This window comes from Paenibacillus tianmuensis (assembly GCF_900100345.1).
GTDB lineage: Bacteria > Bacillota > Bacilli > Paenibacillales > NBRC-103111 > Paenibacillus_G > Paenibacillus_G tianmuensis.
Genome location: NZ_FMTT01000032.1, coordinates 13,700 through 32,646, shown reverse-complemented (window position 1 = coordinate 32,646; position 18,947 = coordinate 13,700). Strand labels below are relative to the sequence as shown.

Here is an 18,947-nt window from a genome sequence, read left to right as displayed (position 1 = left end):
ACTTGCCCAGTTGGCGGGTGGTGCTCGCCTTCAGACAAAAGGCTACCAACTAACTCTGATATTCGTTGCTTACAGCAGTTCGGTTTTCCAGTTCATTTCCTGAATACCCGTATCCAGCTCCCGGTAAGCTTTCGAGTGCTGGTCGACCTGCGTTTGCAGTTCGGCAATATGGACCGTCGGAATGAATTTCACTTCCGACCTGCTATAGCGGTCCTGCTTCACGGCCGCGGCATTGATGACCTCTTGGATCATCGTTCGGCGCATCGCCAGAATATCACGCTTAGCCAAAGCATCGGCAAGCGCAACCCCGTCGTGCAGCACCGTTTGGGCGTTCGTCCGGTTGATCGCGGTCATCAAGGACTCCAGCTCTTACAGCGTGTCGTTCATTTTTTGGAACAACTCTTTCGGTTCCTCCGGCGGATGCTCTCCTTCCTGCACCTTGGCACTACGGTTCAGGCGGACTTTCAATTGTTCGATGCGCTTTTGGCAATCGGCTCTATTCATTAAAGCTTCGGCTAATTTCATCGTTATCACCTTTAGGTATTGAATTTTTATCTTTATGGTTGGCAACACCTTATGTATCTTATCTTCGCTGATTTGCGGCGAAACGAACATGGCGAAAGTATTACGACGATTGGGAAGTTTTTCATTAAATAAAAAAAAGACCGGAAATACGGCTCCGATCTTGTCATCTAGGGAAACGAATTCGGGATTCTAATGCAGTTTTTTATTCAAAGCTTCAATCTCCGTCTCTGATAAACCCGTTACTTCGGCAATCAAAGAGACGGGCAAGCCTTTTTGCAGCATACTTGCCGCAATCTCCTTGTCTCTTTCTGTTTTTCCCTCAAGCTTTCCTTCCGCCCTGCCCCGCGATTCCGCATAATCCAGCGCGGACTGCTCGTCAAGCAGCGCTTTTTTGCGCATCTCGTACAATGCACGCGCTTCCTTGTTCTGGCTTAAAAATTCCAGCGTCGTCATCGCCTTTTTCAGTCCCGGTGTATCCATCGCAAGATCCTCCTCAAAGTTTGCTTTAGCAAACTCGCTTCGGAAGCATACGCTGCTCTTTGGGTGCGCTGTCAATGAACATCAGCCAGTTCACCAGCCGATCGTCCATTTTATGCGGCTTCAAATTAAGCTTCGGCAGCTCCATAAAATGAATTTCGATATCGTCAAGCAGCAGTTCGCCCGTATGGTCTTCCCGCAAGTGATAGATATTGTGGAACCGATCGTTCGCGATTTGGTTGAAGGTTAGGATATTGATCGAGATGACCTTCTTCAAGCTTTTGTAGAACTGCCCTTCTCCCAATTGCTCCTCGTACATCTTCGCCGCGTAGTATAAGCTACGCTTCGGCTCGAATTTATTGCTGACCTGGATTTCCAGATTCACCTGTTTGCCGTCTTCGTTCTGGGCGCGGACATCGAGAATGGCCTGCTTGTCGGTCAGCGCATTTTTATCAAGCTGCGGGTTAAGCAAGGTCAGGCTGACAAACGGCTTCGGCTCGGTTTCCCGCAGCGCTTCGTTCAGGAAATTCAACAGCACTTCGTCCTTATTTTCTTCGCTGCCGAAGATTTGTTTAAACACGAAATCAACGGACGGTTCCAGCAGTTCGGTCATTTGCTCTCAGCTCCAACGACTTGCTTTTCGCCTCAGTTTTCTACTTCCATTATACCACAAAAGGAGCAGACCGTAGTTCGGTACCTGCTTGTTCTTCCTCAAACCTCGTTCACGACATTATAAAAAGAAGACCAGAGCTACGGCTCCGATCTTGTCATCTAGGGAAACGAATTCGGGATTCTAATGCAGTCTTTTATTCAACACTGCAATCTCCGTCTCTGATAAGCCCGTTACTTCGGCAATCAGAGAGACAGGCAAGCCTTTTTGCAACATACTTGCCGCAATCTCCAACTTTCCTTCCAGCTTTCCTTCCAGCTTCCCTTCCAATTTGCCCTCAAGTCTTCCTTCCACCCTGCCCCGCGATTCCGCATAGTCCAGCGCGGACTGCTCGTCGAGCAGCGCCTTTTTCCGCATCTCGTACAGCGCCCGCGCTTCCTTGTTCTGGCTTAAAAATTCCAGCGTTGTCATCGCCTTTTTCAGTCCCGGTGTATCCATCGCAAGATCCTCCCATCGCTCTTTTGGTGCGCCGTCGATGAACATCAGCCAGTTCACCAGCCGATCGTCCATCTTTTGTGGCTTCAAACTGAGCTTCGGCAGCTCCATAAAATGAATTTCGATATCGTCAAGCAGCAGCTCGCTCGTATGGTCTTCTCGCAGGTGATAGATATTGTGGAACCGATCGTTCGCGATTTGATTGAAGGTCAGGATATTGATCGAGATGACCTTCTTCAAGCTTTTGTAGAACTGGCCTTCCCCTAACTGCTCCTCGTACATCTTCGCCGCGTAGTATAAGCTACGCTTCGGCATGTCGTATTTATTGCTGACCTGGATTTCCAGATTCACCTGTTTGCCGTCTTCGTTCTGGGCGCGGACATCGAGAATGGCCTGTTTGTCGGTCAGCGCATTTTTATCCAGCTGTGGGTTAAGCAAGGTCAGGCTGACAAACGGCTTCGGCTCGGTTTCCCGCAGCGCTTCGTTCAGGAAATTCAACAGCACTTCGTCCTTATTTTCTTCGCTGCCAAAGATTTGTTTAAACACGAAATCAACGGACGGTTCCAGCAGTTCGGTCATTTGTTCTCAGCTCCAACGGCTTGCTTTTCGCCTCAGTTTTCTACTTCCATTATACCACAAAAGGGGCAGACCGTAGACAGGTGAGCCGCCTACGACTGCAAGGAATGCCCTCAACACGCGCCAAGGTCCTCCGGTCAAGCAAGCTTTATGCAGCCCGCTCCTTCCCTTACAGCCTGGGATCGATTTCTTTCTCCCGGGCCACTTCAAACAGCAGGTTGGCGACGATTTCGTTATACGTCTCATGGTCCGGCGCGATTTCATCGAACCTCACGGACAGCATCTTGCTGCCGAGCCTATATTCGTTCATAGAGGTGCGCAGCTTCGAGTGAATGTTTTTCTGCTTCATGAGCTTGCCGTACTTATGCGGGAACCGGTAATCGTATCCGTAGATGATCGATAAATACTCCGGATTGCGGACCTTCAGATACGGGACCGAGCGGTCTTCCATGACCTCCGGCTTGATCACGACGCCTTCCATATGGTTCCCGACGGTTAACGTCGCGAAGAACTGCTCCGCCTTCCCGCGGCTTTCCGGCTCGGACAGATCCAGCACAACAAACTCGTCGTCCGACAGAAAACGGTACATCTCCGAAGTGCTCCAATCTGGCAACAGCTCCTCGCCGCTGACATACACCACTTTCAACAAGGCAAAAGGCTTGTACTCCAGCTCTCCGTCCCCCGCATACAGCTCCAATTGCTTCTTATACGTTTCATAGGCGGCCTCATGTTCCTCCAGCGGCACGTAGGTTTCCAAAATGTTATGGACATATTTATAATTTTGATACACGCTTGCCCCGTATTTGTCGCTCAGGGCGGCTTTGGAGAGGTGGAATTGGTCCTTTTCAAACCCGCTGGCACGGTACTCCTCCGTCAGCTTGCCAAAAGCTTGTTCAAAACCGTTTCGCTTCAGAAAATCCAACTCGCTCTCCAATGCCTTCCCGATCGGCTTGAACTGCCGCTCGATCAGTCCGTCCCCGAGCGCTTTCCATGGCAGCAGCTCTCCGTCCAAAAGCATCACGGCGACGCCATTCTGCTCCATGTAGCCGCCGAATTTTTGCAGCAGCCGCTCGTAAATGCCGGTCAGATCCACCTGATTGATCTTGTACCCGTTCCGGCTGACGGCAAAGCACCGCTCCCGGTCCTTATGCAAATAAATGTTGCAGCGGGAGCCCATATATTTCGGCTGCAGCACCACCTGACAGACACCGCGTTCGGCAAAATAATCCAAGCCGCGCTGCAAAGACTCCAGCTCGCCTGCGGCCACGTCCTTATCGGCCGGGGACATCGTTCCCGAGATAAAGTTGATCTTATTGCGCGATACATAGCGCAGTCTGCGAATTTCCTCGTCGCCCAGCTCCTGTACGGATACTTTTTTCTCTTCGCGGAACAGGGTCGGAAGCTCGTCCGTCATGACTGCTTGCCCGGACTTGTGGGCTTTAAAGAAAGGCTTGAACGTAATGCTGACCGAAGTCAGCGCGTTCCCGTGCACACATCCCGTATCGAGGTGAAGCTTGCTTTTGATGCGGAACGCCTGCTTCGCCGCAATGTGCCCGAACACGTGGTACGGATGATTTTTCACTGCCTCCTCGGTAAGAAAATCCAGCTGCTCCTCCAGCGGCGCCTCCCGGTTGATGCGGAAGCTGCGCTGATGACGCATCGAATTTGCATCCAGCTTTCCGATATATTTGTTCCGGCACGGCGCATGGGTCACGTAGAAGGATGGCCCTCTGGTGCCGATCGACCGGTAAAACGGCTTCGAGATGGAAACGAGACGATTAAATTTCTCCAGCAGCTCCGAATCGCTGCGCAGTACTTCCGTCGAGTCGAAATACGTGCGAAGAAGCTCCGAATCGACGCCCTGAATTTCGCCTCGCAAATATTTATAGACGAAATTCTCATGATTCCCGAGGACGAATAAGAAATGCTCCTGATTGTCGTACAAAAACTCCACGATCTCTCTTGTGCGTTTCCCCTTATCGATCCAGTCGCCGGCTAACAGCACCTTCGTATTCCGCACTTTATCCGTTAATACCAGTTTCCCCGCTTCGATCTGGTAGCCGTAGCTCAGCAGCAGACCTTGCAGCGCATCCACACACTCGTGAACGTCGCCAACGATAATCACCTTTTGATCCTGCGGGAGAATGGTCGACAGATACTCCTCTTGATCTTCAATGACGACTGTGTAATCGGGATTGGCCCGCTGCTCCGTTACCGAATAAAAATCTTTGGCGCGCACCTTATGAATTTTGGCGTACTTTTCCTTGGCCAGCGAACCGAGAACATCTTTGCGCAGCCGGTTAATGTGGCTGGTGATCAGCTTCTTCGACCGCTCCGAGGCGTAGTAATCCTCTCGCTTGCGGTAATCGAACAGGATAACCTCCAGGTTGTAGTTATTCTCATGGGCAATCTCGCGAACCTTCGCCCGGAAGTCCTCCGACAATCCGGTCGTATCCACGATCACGAATTCCGCATTGACGGGATACGAGGTCACCATCTTCAGCTTCTCGAACAACAGATGGAACGCCTGCCCGCTCGCCTCCAGCATCATTTGATCGTATTTATCGTAAGCAAAGCCTAGAACCTCTTGGCGGATACTGTCGGAAGACAGATATTGGATGTTGGCTTTAAAATGTTTCGACTCATCCTCGAACCGCAGCCCGGGAATCAGCACTTCGTTGGCGAATGTCGTTTTCCCGCATTCCGTCGATCCGATCATCATAAAAATGGTATGAACCCTCGTTTGGATCTCCATTGGCTAGGCCCCCTTTTTCTTAAGAATGACGCCTTGCGTCGTCTGGATGTTGTTGACCCCGTCACCGACGGAGACGAATTCATAGTGCAGGCTCGTTTCCCCGATGATCTCCAGAAACCACTCTTGGAACTCCTGCTGCCCCATCTCCCACTTGTGGTCGTCGTGTCGGAACCCGCTTAAGTCGTAGAACGGATTAAAGTCCGAATTCGGCGTCGTAATAATAAAATGCTCAAAATTCACCTGCTTGCAGATCCGTTCAATCAGCGCCTTGGCCTCGTCCTGACTCATATGCTCGATAACCTCCGTCAGGATGACATCGACCTGCTCGCCGTTGTATTCCTCCAAGAAATGATCGATCGAACGAAACGTAATCAGGTTGTCGAGCTCCCGTGCTTGAGCCTTGCGGCTGACGGATTCCAGCAGCTGTTCGTCGATATCAACAGCATAGTAGCTGCCCTCGATTTTCGAGGCAAAAGGAAGCGCATAGAAGCCTTCTCCACAGCCAACGTCCAGAATCGATTTATTAAAAGGCAAGGCGCCGGCGATATAGTTTCTTCGTTGAAGAGCGGTACCTCCGTAATCGAACCGGATCGCGTACCGGCTTGTTTTCTCAAGCTCGCCTTTGTATTTTTTGAACCGTTCCTTGGAGGACAAGAAATTCCGCACAAACAAGCTGCGAATGTAGAACGGCGCGTCAATCGCTTGAATGCTCTTAATGTATTTGTCCAGAATGCTGTCGGAAATATCGATGTTTTCGTTGCCGAACATGGAAAGGAACAGGCACAGCACACTGACGACATGCAGCAGTTGATGCAGGCTTTTGCGCGTTGTAATCGTGAGCGAGTAGCTTTTGTGAGCGTGATGCTTAAGCTCAAACGTAAAATCGGTCAGATGCTTCTCAAAAAACTCGATGTAGCGCACCAGCTCGATATGGATCATGTTGATATGGAACGAATGCTCGTATCCTTCGACGTCCCGCTCGTCCTGCGCTTTCAGCGGCGCAGAGAAAAACTCGTTCAGCGCGTTCAGCGGAAATAACGGCGTGTTATAGCGGGATACGTTCAAATATTCAAAATCCTCATGCTCATGCTGCTTATAGGAAATCTCATTGTCCGCATCCTTAAAGTACACGTTGTAGGTAAAGTCGTCCGTATACCAGCCGTAGGCCATCCCCTTGCGGATCGAACGGAGAATCATGCCGGACTCCGGATTTTTTTTGATGATAAACGAAAGCTTCGGGTTGGTGGATCTCACTTGAATGATCGCCATCTGCATCTTCCCCTTGGAATGAAATTGTGACCGGTCGCGGTAAGCACAAAAAAGACCACGGACTCAGAGGTCCATGGCCGGATTGGATAAACGAGCCTGATGTCAACTGGCTTGGAGTCGGCATAAAGCTTCACTTAAAGACAGACCGGGAAGGCCGATGAGGGTGCGCTTGTGCATATGCTGTTGATGAAAGGTATTGCACTTGTCATTATTGGAACTGTAATCATACTTTTGACCCTTAAGCACCCTCATCCGACCTCCTTTGATAATAAAAATAGTTAGTGAAATCATAAGCGGCGGTCCATATTTTGTCAAGAAAATCTCTAGGGTTTTAACATTTTTTCGAATGGATATTGACATAGGGTGCTGCTATCGTTATATAATGTCATTATGATATTATCAATTCGCAAATATCCTAATAGTCAATACTCAAGCAACTACAAGGTCGGCCCACCCTTGGAGCGTAGCCGATGATGGCAACGGCATTTCGAAACATTCAAATTGTAAAGTGAAAGCGAGATCTAATGATGACAGAGAAATTTACGTTTTTTTACCACACCGAATCCCCCTTTTCCCAGTGGCATCCTTCACGTTTTGTTGTGAAAGGAGTGAAGTTCAACTGCGCGGAGCAGTACATGATGTATCAAAAAGCGATGCTGTTCGGGGATCAAAAGACGGCGAAAAAAATTTTACAGGCCAAAACGCCCCGCGAGCAAAAGAAGCTGGGCCGTTTGGTCCAGAACTTTAACAAGGATAAATGGGACAATTACGGAAAGAAATTTGTTTATGACGGCAACCATGCGAAATTTACACAAAACCCGCAGCTGCTGGAGCAATTGCTTGAGACGAAAGGAACAACCTTGGTCGAAGCGAGCCCTACGGACCGGATCTGGGGAGTAGGGTTATCCGAAGACGACCCGAGGATTCAAAACCGAAGAACCTGGCAGGGCAAAAATGCACTGGGTCACATTTTGACACAGCTGCGCGAGAACCTGCTGAAGGAGAATCAAGAAGCAACCTGAACAGAATGAATGGAGTGAACAAGATGAACACATCTAGTCATAGCAGAGAAATCCGATCCAAGATCGCCAAAGAAACCTTGGATATTTTGGAGCAGGGCTTCTACACCAGCCCCTCCGGGACAAAAGTAGCCATCCGGGACGAAGTGGAAACGGCCGTTGTGAAGTCCGTTCTCTACGCGCCCGATCAGCTGCCGAATATTTTGAAAGAAGCAAGTGCCCTCATCGACCGTAAAGGAGAGAACGCCCCTCGCATTGAGGTGACGAACGAATCGACCTTGGGAGCGGCGCAACGGCTCGTAGCGCAAGAAGGAATTACGGAAACCGTTTGTCTGAATTTTGCCTCCGCGAAAAATCCCGGTGGAGGCTTCCTCGGGGGAAGTCAGGCGCAGGAAGAAAGTCTGGCCCGCTCCTCCGCCTTGTATCCGTGTATTTCCCAGATGACCCAAATGTACGACCATAACCGGAGCCTCAAGACCTGCCTTTATTCGGACTATATGGTCTACTCTCCGAAAGTGCCGGTCTTCCGGGAGGATCGCGGCAACCTCCTGCCGAAGCCTTACTTGGTGTCTATGCTCACCGCTCCTGCGGTAAATGCGGGGGTTGTGCGGGAGCGCGAACCGGAAAATACGGCAAAGATCGATACGGTCATGCTGGAGCGGATTCGCTTTATTCTAGCGGTTGCGGCTGCCCATGGACAGCGTGCCATTATTCTCGGCGCCTTTGGATGCGGCGTCTTCCGCAATGACCCGAAGGATGTCGCCCGCCTTTTCAAACAAGCGCTAATCGACGAAGGTCGTGCCGTCTGGTTTGACAAAATTGTCTTCGCCATCCTCGATAATTCGGCAGACAAGCGGACGTTGAACAAATTCAAAACGGCATTGAAGCTATAGCAACTAGGAAATATGTGAAAGCGTCGGCCCGGGAAGTGCCGGCGCTTTTGTATTTTCCGCCTCGCGACACCAGCACGACACCCAGATACCGTTTAAAACGCATACGCTTTTTGCGTGATCGTGCGCTCGCATTGTTCAAGCTCGTCTACCGTACGGTGCAAATAATCGATGCATCTTCTTAAATCCTGGTTATAGCCCACTTTGAAATCGATCCAAGTTACCGATATGCGCGTCTGCCAGTCGACAAGACTTGCCAGCGTATCGAGTCTGCGGTCCACATGGACGATCTGGTTTTGAACCGCTTGTAAGCGGGAAGCCAAATTTCTGAGCTCCATCATGTTCACGCGAATATCCTCATGCTGTATGCCGGATTGTTTCCACGTATACCAAGAATCCTTGACGAACTTCGAGACCCTGCTGACGATATCATGCACTTCAGCATAAACCCGCTGCTTAAAGTCGTGAAACCTCTCTTTCAGGATGGCTCCAAGTCCGGCCTGTTCAAACAGATCGTCGAACTTGCGAATCACCCACGTTTTAAATTGAGCAATCTTATCATCCACCACTTCGGCAGCAATCTGGGCAGCTGTTACAAACGCGGCAGCTACAAACGTAATTTCTACAGCTTTGAGTATCGCTCCTACAGTAACCATCGTTTGGGGAATATTGGTGGCCGCTAGAATACCTGCCGTTTTCATTAATGGAACCGGATCGATATCGCCATTCCAAACGGCAAAAATGAGCTCCGTCGTTTCGTAAAGCATCGGATTAGGCAGCATTTGAATCCCTTGCGTAAGATTGGACAACATTCGATATTCAAAATCTTTGCTTTGGACATTGTCCCTGATTAAGGTACCATTATCGTTCACAAGATGCTTAAGGGCGTGATGGTCCATATTTAATAAATCAGGCAGCGTTCCTTTTTTCGCCGAAGTTTCGATCATGATCGGTTTCGTCGGATTGTAGAAAAGGGAAGACACGGCATCGTATCTGTTCTGAAATTCCTGAATTTTCTCCCTCATATGCCGGATCGAATGTTGATAGGTAACGGTAAATTCTTTGTTAAAGCCAGGAGCGTTAAACGTAGAACAATTGGCTATTTTTTCTTGAGTTTCACCAGGCGCCGTTAGGGTTGCATATAGGGCAAGGTTCCCTCCGAGAGAATGACCCGTTATCGTGATATTATTGTACAGCTTCGCTTGCGATTCCATGTACAATCTGGCTTTATGTTGCTGGACACTTTCCTCTTCATACGAAGTCGACGTATTGTTTTTCCAATCGTTCCGAAACTCTTTTTTGGTGATATCTTCGCTTCCTCGGAAGGCAAACACCGCTTGACCGGGCTCCGGCTCGAACGTGTATGCTACAAAACCTGTTTCTGCATTATCATCATCGATATGGCTTATTTTCCAATTATAATATTTGGAAGGTTCCTGAGATAAACTTTCAATTGAACGCTTAAATTCCTCGAACTGTTCTTTTGTTTTAAATTGGCCTTCAACATCTTTAAATGATGATTCCAGATCGTTCTTGTAGGTTCTTGCGAGTTCGCCTACGGTTAATGTCCCGTTTTTCAAATGCTTGAATAACTCTTCATTTTTTGCAATATTCAGGTATATGAGTTCTGAGAGAACTTGTTTATCTACTTCGGTAATGGTCGTGGTCATTATATCCCCCTTCTTAAGAGTTCTTAGATCCCCGATCAAAATGGCTTAAAATTTCTTTTACGGTATATTCTTTTTTCGCATCGGAAATTTCTGCGAACGTATGGGCATAACTGACTTCTTTCTGCCTGTAATAATCAATCGGTACTTTCACCGTGAAAAAATCCGTACTCACTCGTTCGAATGAAGACGGTTTTAAATAATAAACATCAATAGCTCCGTTTTTAAATTCCTGTAGTTCTACTATTTTAGCTACCAGTTGATCTACTTTTTCGGCTTCACGTTCCTTGTCAATATCAGGCTCGCTTTTAATAAACACATCAATAGCTATCCCATAAAGCTCCTCGGCCTTAAAGTAATCCTCAATACTCATGTTTTTGTTATTCAAATCGCGGGTCGGAAAAGATAAGCCACCCGAATTCAGATATGATTTAACCCAGATGTCCTTCTGCTCAAACACTTCTTGAGATACCTTCATCATCTTTTCATCGAACTTGTCGGCCATAATCATGTTCATATAGTTGTCCCATACTTTGTTAAAATCTTTCGTGATTTCGGCTCTAAACCGATGCCTCGGGGAATGTTTGGGATACGCCTCCGCTTTGATCGTATCGGTTGAAAATATCCCTGTCCCATATCCGCCTCCGACGTTTTCAATCACGAACTCTTCGCCATACTTTTCATTTAAATACCGCGTCATTTTTTCTCCCGCATCTTTGTACTCCTGACCGCATCCCATAAGCGTGACTAGCGATAGCAACATCACGATTCGAAGCACCAGCCTTCCATTCAAGTTCATTTCCCGCTCTGTACCCTCCATCGTTATCTCAATCGATACAGCATTTGAACGACCTCGCCGTATTCGCTTGAAATTTGTGTCAAACTTCTGGAGCAATATTCGATGCTAATTCCTTTCGAACCTTTTAATTCCAACGCTACGCTTTCCAATTCTCGTCTGATTCTGTTGAGTTCTTCAATAATGGCGGTTGCTTCCCAATCTGCCGCCTCGTTCATGCGCATCCCTCTTTGTATCCAAGATTGTAGACGACGGAGAGCGACAGGAACTCCCTGTCACCCTCCATACCGCAGCATGTATTATTTAAATTGGCTGGCGTTGCTGTTAATGGTCGTTTCGGTTGCATCGTAGTTCGAAACCGTATTATCCAAAAAAGCCGCATAAGAGTCGACAACTGCCCGATAATCGCTAAACTTTTGGGAATTCGCGTTGAATTTGTCCTGAATGGTTCGGGAGGCATCGCTATCCCAAGAGCTCGTCAAGCTGTTCATTTCTTTCTTAATCTCTTCGAGCTTGGCGGTCAAGCTGCCGTTAAGTGTTCGGATCGTTGTCGCAGTTTGCGTCACCTCTGCGGTAGATATGCTGATTCCTTCAATAGACATAGGGGTGGCCTCCTTAAAGGGAATAGATTAGTTCGCTAATTTTTTGGCGGAGTTTGCAATTTCAGTTTGCGTTGTCCGATACGTTTGGGAGCTATGCTTTAAGAACTCGGAATATTGCTCCATCAGCTTTTTCATATTTTCAAAATCATCACGGAAGCCTTCGATTTGCGTCGTATAAGCGACGTTATCCTGCCCCTTCCACGCATTGCCCATGGCCTTCACTTCATTAAACAGTTGATCGTACAAACGCTGATACTCGGCGGCATGCCCATCCATGTTTTTAGCTGCCGCTTCCAGCTTAGCGGGATCTACGACAATTTTTCTTGCCATGCAAATTCTCCTCTCGGTAATAAAGGTTTTATATTAACATCAGCCTGGAACCGTGATGAAGCCCCGATTCTTGAGCTGACATGCCAATATCCAAAACGGACCCGGTTGTTCTCACGCATAAAACCGTATCGCGGGTTGCAGCAAAATAATCGTTCGACAACTCCTCAATCGCACCCGTTAATAACGTCTCGACTTCCCAAAGCTTGGTCGTGAGAGGGATGTATACGTCATAGGTCCGGGCTAGAGCCGGTACAAAAACCTCAATCAGTATTTTATCCATCGGAATCGTCCTCCTTAAGATGCAAGGGCGAAGTCACCAGCTTCATGAGAACCGGTTTCCCATTCGTCACGATATAGCCGAAATCGTCTCCAATATCCTGGTACAGCTCGCTTGTGAGCTTCCCGATCTTGAGCTGATATTGATCCGCTATGCCGTTCCCCAGCCAGATCCCCTCGTTGGGGATTACCTTCGTCTTAAACCAAGCTTCGTAGGATACGGATGAAATCAACGAAACACGTTCGCAGATAATGAAGTTCACCTGATATGCCGCCTCGCCTTTCTCCAGAAGAACCCGGAGCTTATCCTTGGAATCCTCGGAGATTCGCGAGTTCAAGCTTGCCAGGGAATGAATGATCCAAGTCTGTTTGGCAAAGGCGGGAACCGGATCGCCGGCGGCCATCGCATCCTTGTACGTATTGTTGCGGTGGACGAGGGTGTTAAATAACTGTACAACCACTTGGTCCCAATCCGTTGGATTTCCATAATGGGTATAGTTCTTGGACACGTCATCCACCAGCTTGTTGTCCGGATCGATGACGGCAACTTCGGCTTCCGCTTTAGCCAACAGGACCTCGGCCAGCCCTTGGATAAAGCCCACATTGTCGTTATTTTGAGACAGCACAAGCTGGATGTCATGCTGGTCAAAATGAAAGCAGGCTGTCTGCAAACTGTTCTTCTCCACGCCCACCGGAATCTTCCCGGCCCTGCCATACTTGATCTCATCCATTAAGAAATTCGCATCAATGAGCTCAGGCAGGATCGGAATTCTTCTTGCGACCGGCTCCGTCCATCCGGCGGCGAAATCTTCGCCATACTTGCGAATAAGCTCGAAGCGGTTTTCCGCATCGCGATGCGTGTGTGCGATTTGAAATTCATATACCCGATCGGATTTCATAATGCCTCTCCCCTTAAACTTGGAGGGATAAACGCCTTCCACATTCCCGAGCACACTGGAATAGTCGGCGGCATCGTTAAGCTGCAGCACGTACAATTGTTTAAAGTTCTGCAAAACCCGGTACCGGACCGCGCCTGTATTCAATGCGGACAAGATCAAGTAAATCCCGTACTTTAAACCTTCCCTCGTTAGATAGGCCACCGCTTCTTCCTTATCCTCGAACAGCTCCGCGAACGCCGAGTAGTTATGAACGACAACGACAATAGAAGGAATGGCAGTCTCTTCCGATCTTATGTAAGATTGATAATCGCCGCCATAATCTGCGAACCGCTTTTTCCTGTCCGCGGCTTCTTTATACAGCATCTTGAACAAATTATTGACTTTCTCCGCTTCATGCGAGAGCACGACATCGCCCACATGCGGCGCTTTGGCGAAGGCGCGCAAGGTCTCGGAAGCGAAATCCAGAATATAGATATGGAGCTCGGACGGCGTATGCTCCTCCATCAGCGAATATAGTAACGTGGTCAAGAAGGTCGTTTTCCCGCTTCCCGCCGCACCATAAATGACAGCATTTCCTTCCTTGGATAGCGGAAATGTCATCGTAAACTGCCGCTGGTTGGCAGGGTCGTCCACTTGGCCGATCACGGGATTCAGCACACCGTGGGATTGTTGCGAAACCGGATGACTCTCTCTGAGCTCGTCAAGATAAATGAATTCCGGAAGCGGGTCCAGCCAAAGCGGACGGACGCGAATGCGTTCTTCTTGGGCAATGGCCGCCAAATAGCGGTTCACCTCATCCAATTGCTTGGCCGGGTTGTGAAATCGTGTCTTTCGTTTATCAATCTTGACTTGTTTCACGATACGTCCCAGGTTATCGATAACGGTCACGCTCGCATCCCTGGCTTTCTCCATCCGATCCGTCGGATAATAAGGCGCCCCTCCCCATGCGGATTGACCAAGCTCGAACAGCTCGTTGAAGCCGACCTGGACATAGAAGCGCCCGGTAACGGACAGCTCGGCCGCATCCGGCCTTTTGATCACGTCCATACTATCGGCCTTCTCCTGCACCTTAAGACAGATTCGAAACTTGCTGTTGCTCCAAATCTGATCATCCACAACGCCGGATGGCTTTTGGGTTGCCAAGATCAAATGAATACCCAAGCTTCTGCCGATACGCGCCGCGCTAACCAGCTGCTCCATAAACTCAGGCTGCTGCGTCTTCAATTCCGCGAACTCGTCCGAAATGATAAACAAGTGCTGCAATGGCTCCGTGACTTTCCCATCCCGGAACAGCCTCTGATATTTGTAGATGTCCATATTGCTTATGTTCAACCGCTTGCTCGTTTCGCTAAAGATCGCTTGTCTCCGCTTTAACTCGCTTTGGATAGAAACCAAGGACCGCTTCACCGCCGCACCATCCAAGTTCGTAATCGTTCCCGCCAGATGAGGCAAACTCGCAAATGCGCCAGCCATACCGCCGCCTTTGTAGTCGATCAAAATAAAAGCCACCTCATGCGGATGATAGTTTACAGCGAGCGAAAGAATGAACGTCATAATAAATTCGCTTTTCCCGGAACCGGTCATCCCCGCAATCAAGCCATGAGGACCGTGATATTTCTCATGCAGGTCCAGATAAAACCGTTCTCCGGTCGTATCTACCCCGATCGGAGTTTGGAGGGATAAGGCAGGATCGTTATCCCGCCACCTCGTCAGCGCATTCAGATGCTCGACCTTGCTTACCTCGAACAAATCGAGAAACGTCAGCATGGCAGGCAGCGTATAGCCCGATCCCGAACGATCCAGTTGAATATTGGCCAGTTGCACGGCAAGCTGGAGCTCATCCTGAATGGTATACGGATGAGGTTGAAACGCAATATGCTTCCCGGAAGTATCGTCCTTATCATATATTTTCGAGTGATTTCCTTCATACTCCACGACCAGCGAGCACTCTTTGGGCAAGTTTTTCAACTCGTCGTAAAGATGGATCACGCTAAGGCCTATATTGTTTTTTTGCTTCCGTATCCCATTCATCATCTCCGCCTTGCCGGCCAGGCTCTTATCGATTGCGAAGACGACATAATGAGGTATGACCTCCTTAAGCTCTTCCTCCGAAGCGATGCTCTCTCTTCTGGCAATTTCTTTTTCCAAAAAGACGGAAAGCTCCTTTACCTCGCCCGGCTCCGTCGCGATAAAGCGAATGGACTTATCGTCGCTCCAAACGTGAGGCAGCCATTTTACGAACTCCCACGTTTTCCCCCCCTTCTTGTCATAGATGAAGACCAGCTTTAATTCATCATAGCTATGGAGCGCCGCAAGCTGGACAATCAATCCTTTGACCGCAGCCACAACTTCGACCCTTGTGCCGATCATCCCGCTAATCCAATCTTCCGTTAGCGAAAGCGGAATAGGAACCTGCTCCAACATTTTCGGCTCCTCCATGAGCCGATACAGCTCTTCTTGAAGCCCGTCGTCTTCGAGGGAAAATCTTTTCTCCGGAAATTTCAGCAGAACCTGAAGCGGCAGATTGCCCAGTCCAAGACGAACCTTCAAAAAATCGTTCTGTCTGCGGGTTCGCTCCCATAGGGTCCGCTTGCGCAGCTTGATTCGCGAAACGCACTCCTCAAGAGTAACCAGATTTTCATGCAGGACCTGGCGTTGGCGTTCTCCGGCATCCCGTATCTTCTGACGAATCTCTTGAATATAAAGCTTGTACTTCTCCTGTCTGATTCTCTCCTGCTTGAGTCTCTTCTTAGCCTCGTGCCGTCTTGTCAAAACGGGCCATAGAATCGTACCCAGCAGCACGCTGAATGACATGACGAGAGTCGGCATGGCGTTCATGATTTTTCCGTTGGATTGCAACGCGTTATGCAGAGAATATAGCCCGGTGAACAATGACGCCATGCCCATCGTAATGGATGGACCGAGCATGAGCATAAGCGGAGTTTGTTCCAGATTCACCTGGGACGGCGGTGCGTCAATCTTGATCTCGACCCGGTCCATGTCCTTGATAAACCTTGGAGAACGGTAAAACAAATCGCCTTCCGGCGCCTCTTCGTCGATTTCATCCTCCGTATTCGGAACCGCAGGATACGACTTGACGCATGGTCTAAGGACATCGGGATTACAGCTCACCTGACCGTCCGGATTATTCATGGCAACAATTCCGTTGCCGACAATGATCTTCAAGCCGACGATATAGATCATATCTCCCGGTTTAAGGATCTGCTCCGTCGTCCTCTTCCCGTTCACAAACGTTCCGTTCGAGCTTCCCGTATCGCGTATCGTTATGGACGTTTCGGAAACGAACAGCTCCGCATGAACGGACGACGTGTACCTGTTCGCGTACCTGATCTCGCAGCCGTCCGCACGGCCGATCTTTATTTTCCCCCTACTTGGCAAGCTGTACCTTTGGAATATTCTGCGATCGGCAGATACCGGTTCGGCGAAAAGAATCGCAATTTCATCCGTTTTCTTCAGAAGGATGCTATAGATGGTCAGAGGCTCGACGGCAAGCTCCTTTACTTTGCGGCTGCCGGCATCCATAACGACCGCATGTCGATTCGACTTGAGAATCCATTGGCCTTCCACGCCTTCGACCCCGATCACCCGTTCCTCATACCCCAGAAGATTCGTTTGAGTGACCCAATACTGCCCGGACGTCTTTTCAGGCAGCACGCACGTATAGACTTCATTTTCCTTTAACAAGGACAGCTGCATTGGTCACTCTCCTTCTTTCGAACGGATAATCAGACAAATATTTACAAAATTTTCTATTCCAGAACACAAAAAAACCGCCCTATCCATGGCTAAATACACATGAATAAGGCGGTGCTTCCGCTTTCGATCATTGGTTGTATGATATCATTTTCTGCCACATTCTGCAATAGCGATTTTGATTTGACCGATGCACGCTTTTTTCTCCATATTTCCCTAAATTTCCTTCGCGAGCGAATTGGAATAAGAAGGAATTTACCATTGGATTGTCGAATTAGTTTAATCCTAAATACCATATCCAAGATAAAATAGCATAGCCGAGGGGGCTCGTTCGATGCGTTGGACTGTCAGTAGAAAGCTTGCTTTGGGGTTTATTGCCATGTTGCTTCTTACTACGATCACCGCCGTTCTTGCTTTAAGCCGAATGATGTATATCCAAAACCGCGTTGAACAAGTTACCGAAAACTCGATGCCCAAGGTAAATGGAATCAACCGGATTTACTTCGAGACGGAGTATGTGCTTAATCTGGTGTTCCGTCACAAAGATAGTACCGACGCTCCGGCACGCAAAACCCTTGAGGATGAAATCGGCGCAAGCTACGCCTTGGTCGAATCGACCATGCAGCAGTACGAGTCCCAGATGACAGCCGACGAAGAACGAAAGGATTTTGCTTCCTTCAAGGAAAATTGGGAAGAATTCAAAAAAAACACGCAAAAAACGTTAGTCTCCAGCCGCAGTAACCCTCAGCAGGCCATGATCCTGATCGATGCCGGCCACCGAATTTTTGACGAAATGCAGGAGCATTTGACCAGTCTGGTCGAATGGAACCAGAAGCAGGCTGAAATCTCCGCACTGGAAGCAAAAAAAGCCTACAAGGATAGCTTGATATGGGTATATGTCATTCTCGGGATCAGCGTGGCTGTCGCCATCGGAATCAGCACGCTGTTCCTCCTCCTGATTGCCCGCCCGCTGCGTCTGGTTACCGGCAGTATCGTACGGGTCGCAGACGGCGACCTGACCGTTCCGCCGCTGTCCCTGAAAAGCCGCGATGAGACCGGCCAACTGGCTGACGCCCTGAACCGCATGGTCCGCGAGCTTCATTCGGCGGTCGGCCGCTCTTCGGAAGCTTCGCACCAAGTCACGCAGCTCGCCCATTCGCTGGCGGCCGATGCCGGTCAAACGACGATCGCCGCGCAGCAGATTGCCGACGCCTCCCGGCAAGTAGCCGGTGGAGCGCAGGCACAGCTGACCACTTCGAAAGAAACCGCCGTCGTCATGGAAGAAATGGCGGCAGGGATCGGCCGGATTTCGGAGGCGACCTCGGACATGGCGGAGCAGTTCCAAACGACAGCCGCCAATGCGGTGAAAGGCACGGAATCGATGGACGAAGCGGAGGAGCAGATGAACGCCATTTCCACAACAGCCAAGCAGACCTCGGAACGTATGGAACGGCTAAGCAAACGGTCCGACGAAATCGGAGGCATTGTGAAATTGATCTCCGAGATCGCTTACCAGACGAATTTGCTGGCATTGAACGCTTCGATTGAAGCGGCAAGAGCCGGGGAAAGCGGCAGAGGCTTCGCTGTCGTCGCGGCCGAGGTGAAGAAGCTGGCCACCCAATCCGAAGCGGCCGCCAAGGAAATTGCCCAGCGCATCCACTTGATTCAAGAGGAAACAAAAGAAACGGCCGGGGCGATTCACGAAGTTACGGAGCAAGTCACGGCAGGCATCCATCTGGTGAGCGACTCCGGCCGCAGCTTCCGGGACATTGCCGCTTCGATCGAGCAATTGAACGGACATATTGTGGAAGTGTCCGCCACGGCGGAAGAAATGGCGGCAACCACCGAGCAGATTACCGCCTCGGTCACGTCCACGGCGATGATCGCCCAGACCTCCAGCGACAGCACGGAAAGCGTCGCCGCCGCTTCGAACGAGCAGTTCGCTTCGATGGAACGCATCTCCGGCAGCGCGGAGTCGCTTACTCTGCTTGCGGGAGAGCTTCGCGAGAGCATTCGCCGATTCCGGCTGTAGGGCTGTTCGCAAAAA

General features: G+C 49.5%; 13 protein-coding genes and 2 pseudogenes. 3 read left to right on the top strand and 12 right to left on the bottom strand.

Features of this window, described 5'->3' with window-relative positions; translation table 11 throughout:
• Positions 1–69: 69 nt before the first annotated feature.
• The 5 genes and pseudogenes from BLO51_RS30445 to BLO51_RS18995 all read right to left on the bottom strand — a co-directional run bounded on the left by BLO51_RS30445 (position 70) and on the right by BLO51_RS18995 (position 6,707).
• Positions 70–504 (bottom strand): annotated as a pseudogene (locus BLO51_RS30445) (DIP1984 family protein).
• Between the two features lie 210 nt (positions 505–714).
• Positions 715–1,615 (bottom strand): annotated as a pseudogene (locus BLO51_RS31240) (Rpn family recombination-promoting nuclease/putative transposase).
• A gap of 180 nt (positions 1,616–1,795) precedes the next feature.
• Positions 1,796–2,686, bottom strand: a complete 891-nt coding sequence (locus BLO51_RS19005) for an Rpn family recombination-promoting nuclease/putative transposase (protein ID WP_090674377.1) — start codon at positions 2,684–2,686, stop codon at positions 1,796–1,798.
• A gap of 166 nt (positions 2,687–2,852) precedes the next feature.
• Positions 2,853–5,438, bottom strand: coding sequence for a metallophosphoesterase (locus BLO51_RS19000; protein WP_090674376.1), 2,586 nt, complete (start codon positions 5,436–5,438; stop codon positions 2,853–2,855).
• Between the two features lie 3 nt (positions 5,439–5,441).
• Positions 5,442–6,707: a class I SAM-dependent methyltransferase gene (locus BLO51_RS18995; protein WP_090674374.1), complete on the bottom strand. Its 1,266-nt coding sequence runs from the start codon at positions 6,705–6,707 to the stop codon at positions 5,442–5,444.
• Between the two features lie 527 nt (positions 6,708–7,234).
• On the opposite strand from BLO51_RS18995, the gene BLO51_RS18990 reads away from it, so the two are divergent.
• Both BLO51_RS18990 and BLO51_RS18985 read left to right on the top strand, forming a co-directional pair.
• Positions 7,235–7,729: a riboflavin biosynthesis intermediates N-glycosidase gene (locus tag BLO51_RS18990; protein WP_090674427.1), complete on the top strand. Its 495-nt coding sequence runs from the start codon at positions 7,235–7,237 to the stop codon at positions 7,727–7,729.
• A 23-nt stretch (positions 7,730–7,752) separates the two neighbouring features.
• Complete coding sequence (locus BLO51_RS18985) at positions 7,753–8,619, top strand: TIGR02452 family protein (protein WP_090674425.1); 867 nt, start codon at positions 7,753–7,755, stop codon at positions 8,617–8,619.
• 92 nt (positions 8,620–8,711) lie between these two features.
• On the opposite strand, the gene BLO51_RS18980 is transcribed toward BLO51_RS18985, so the two are convergent.
• The 7 genes from BLO51_RS18980 to essC form a co-directional block, all read right to left on the bottom strand.
• Positions 8,712–10,286: an Mbeg1-like protein gene (locus BLO51_RS18980; RefSeq protein ID WP_090674372.1), complete on the bottom strand. Its 1,575-nt coding sequence runs from the start codon at positions 10,284–10,286 to the stop codon at positions 8,712–8,714.
• A gap of 13 nt (positions 10,287–10,299) precedes the next feature.
• The gene (locus tag BLO51_RS18975; protein WP_090674371.1) at positions 10,300–11,082 is read right to left on the bottom strand and encodes a hypothetical protein; all 783 of its coding nucleotides are present in this window, start codon (positions 11,080–11,082) and stop codon (positions 10,300–10,302) included.
• A 23-nt stretch (positions 11,083–11,105) separates the two neighbouring features.
• Positions 11,106–11,297, bottom strand: coding sequence for a hypothetical protein (locus tag BLO51_RS18970; protein WP_090674369.1), 192 nt, complete (start codon positions 11,295–11,297; stop codon positions 11,106–11,108).
• Positions 11,298–11,378: 81 nt separating this feature from the next.
• Positions 11,379–11,681 (bottom strand): pore-forming ESAT-6 family protein, encoded by a 303-nt coding sequence (locus BLO51_RS18965; RefSeq protein ID WP_090674368.1) that lies wholly within the window; start codon positions 11,679–11,681, stop codon positions 11,379–11,381.
• A 27-nt stretch (positions 11,682–11,708) separates the two neighbouring features.
• The gene (locus BLO51_RS18960) at positions 11,709–12,011 is read right to left on the bottom strand and encodes a WXG100 family type VII secretion target (RefSeq protein WP_090674366.1); all 303 of its coding nucleotides are present in this window, start codon (positions 12,009–12,011) and stop codon (positions 11,709–11,711) included.
• Positions 12,012–12,039: 28 nt separating this feature from the next.
• Positions 12,040–12,291 (bottom strand): methyltransferase, encoded by a 252-nt coding sequence (locus BLO51_RS18955; protein WP_090674364.1) that lies wholly within the window; start codon positions 12,289–12,291, stop codon positions 12,040–12,042.
• The gene (essC, locus tag BLO51_RS18950) at positions 12,284–16,903 is read right to left on the bottom strand and encodes a type VII secretion protein EssC (RefSeq protein ID WP_090674363.1); all 4,620 of its coding nucleotides are present in this window, start codon (positions 16,901–16,903) and stop codon (positions 12,284–12,286) included. The genes BLO51_RS18955 and essC overlap by 8 nt, the downstream gene beginning before the upstream one ends.
• A gap of 331 nt (positions 16,904–17,234) precedes the next feature.
• Here essC and BLO51_RS18945 point away from each other — a divergent pair, with 331 nt between their 5' ends.
• The gene (locus BLO51_RS18945) at positions 17,235–18,932 is read left to right on the top strand and encodes a methyl-accepting chemotaxis protein (RefSeq protein WP_090674361.1); all 1,698 of its coding nucleotides are present in this window, start codon (positions 17,235–17,237) and stop codon (positions 18,930–18,932) included.
• The last annotated feature ends 15 nt before the right edge of the window (positions 18,933–18,947 follow it).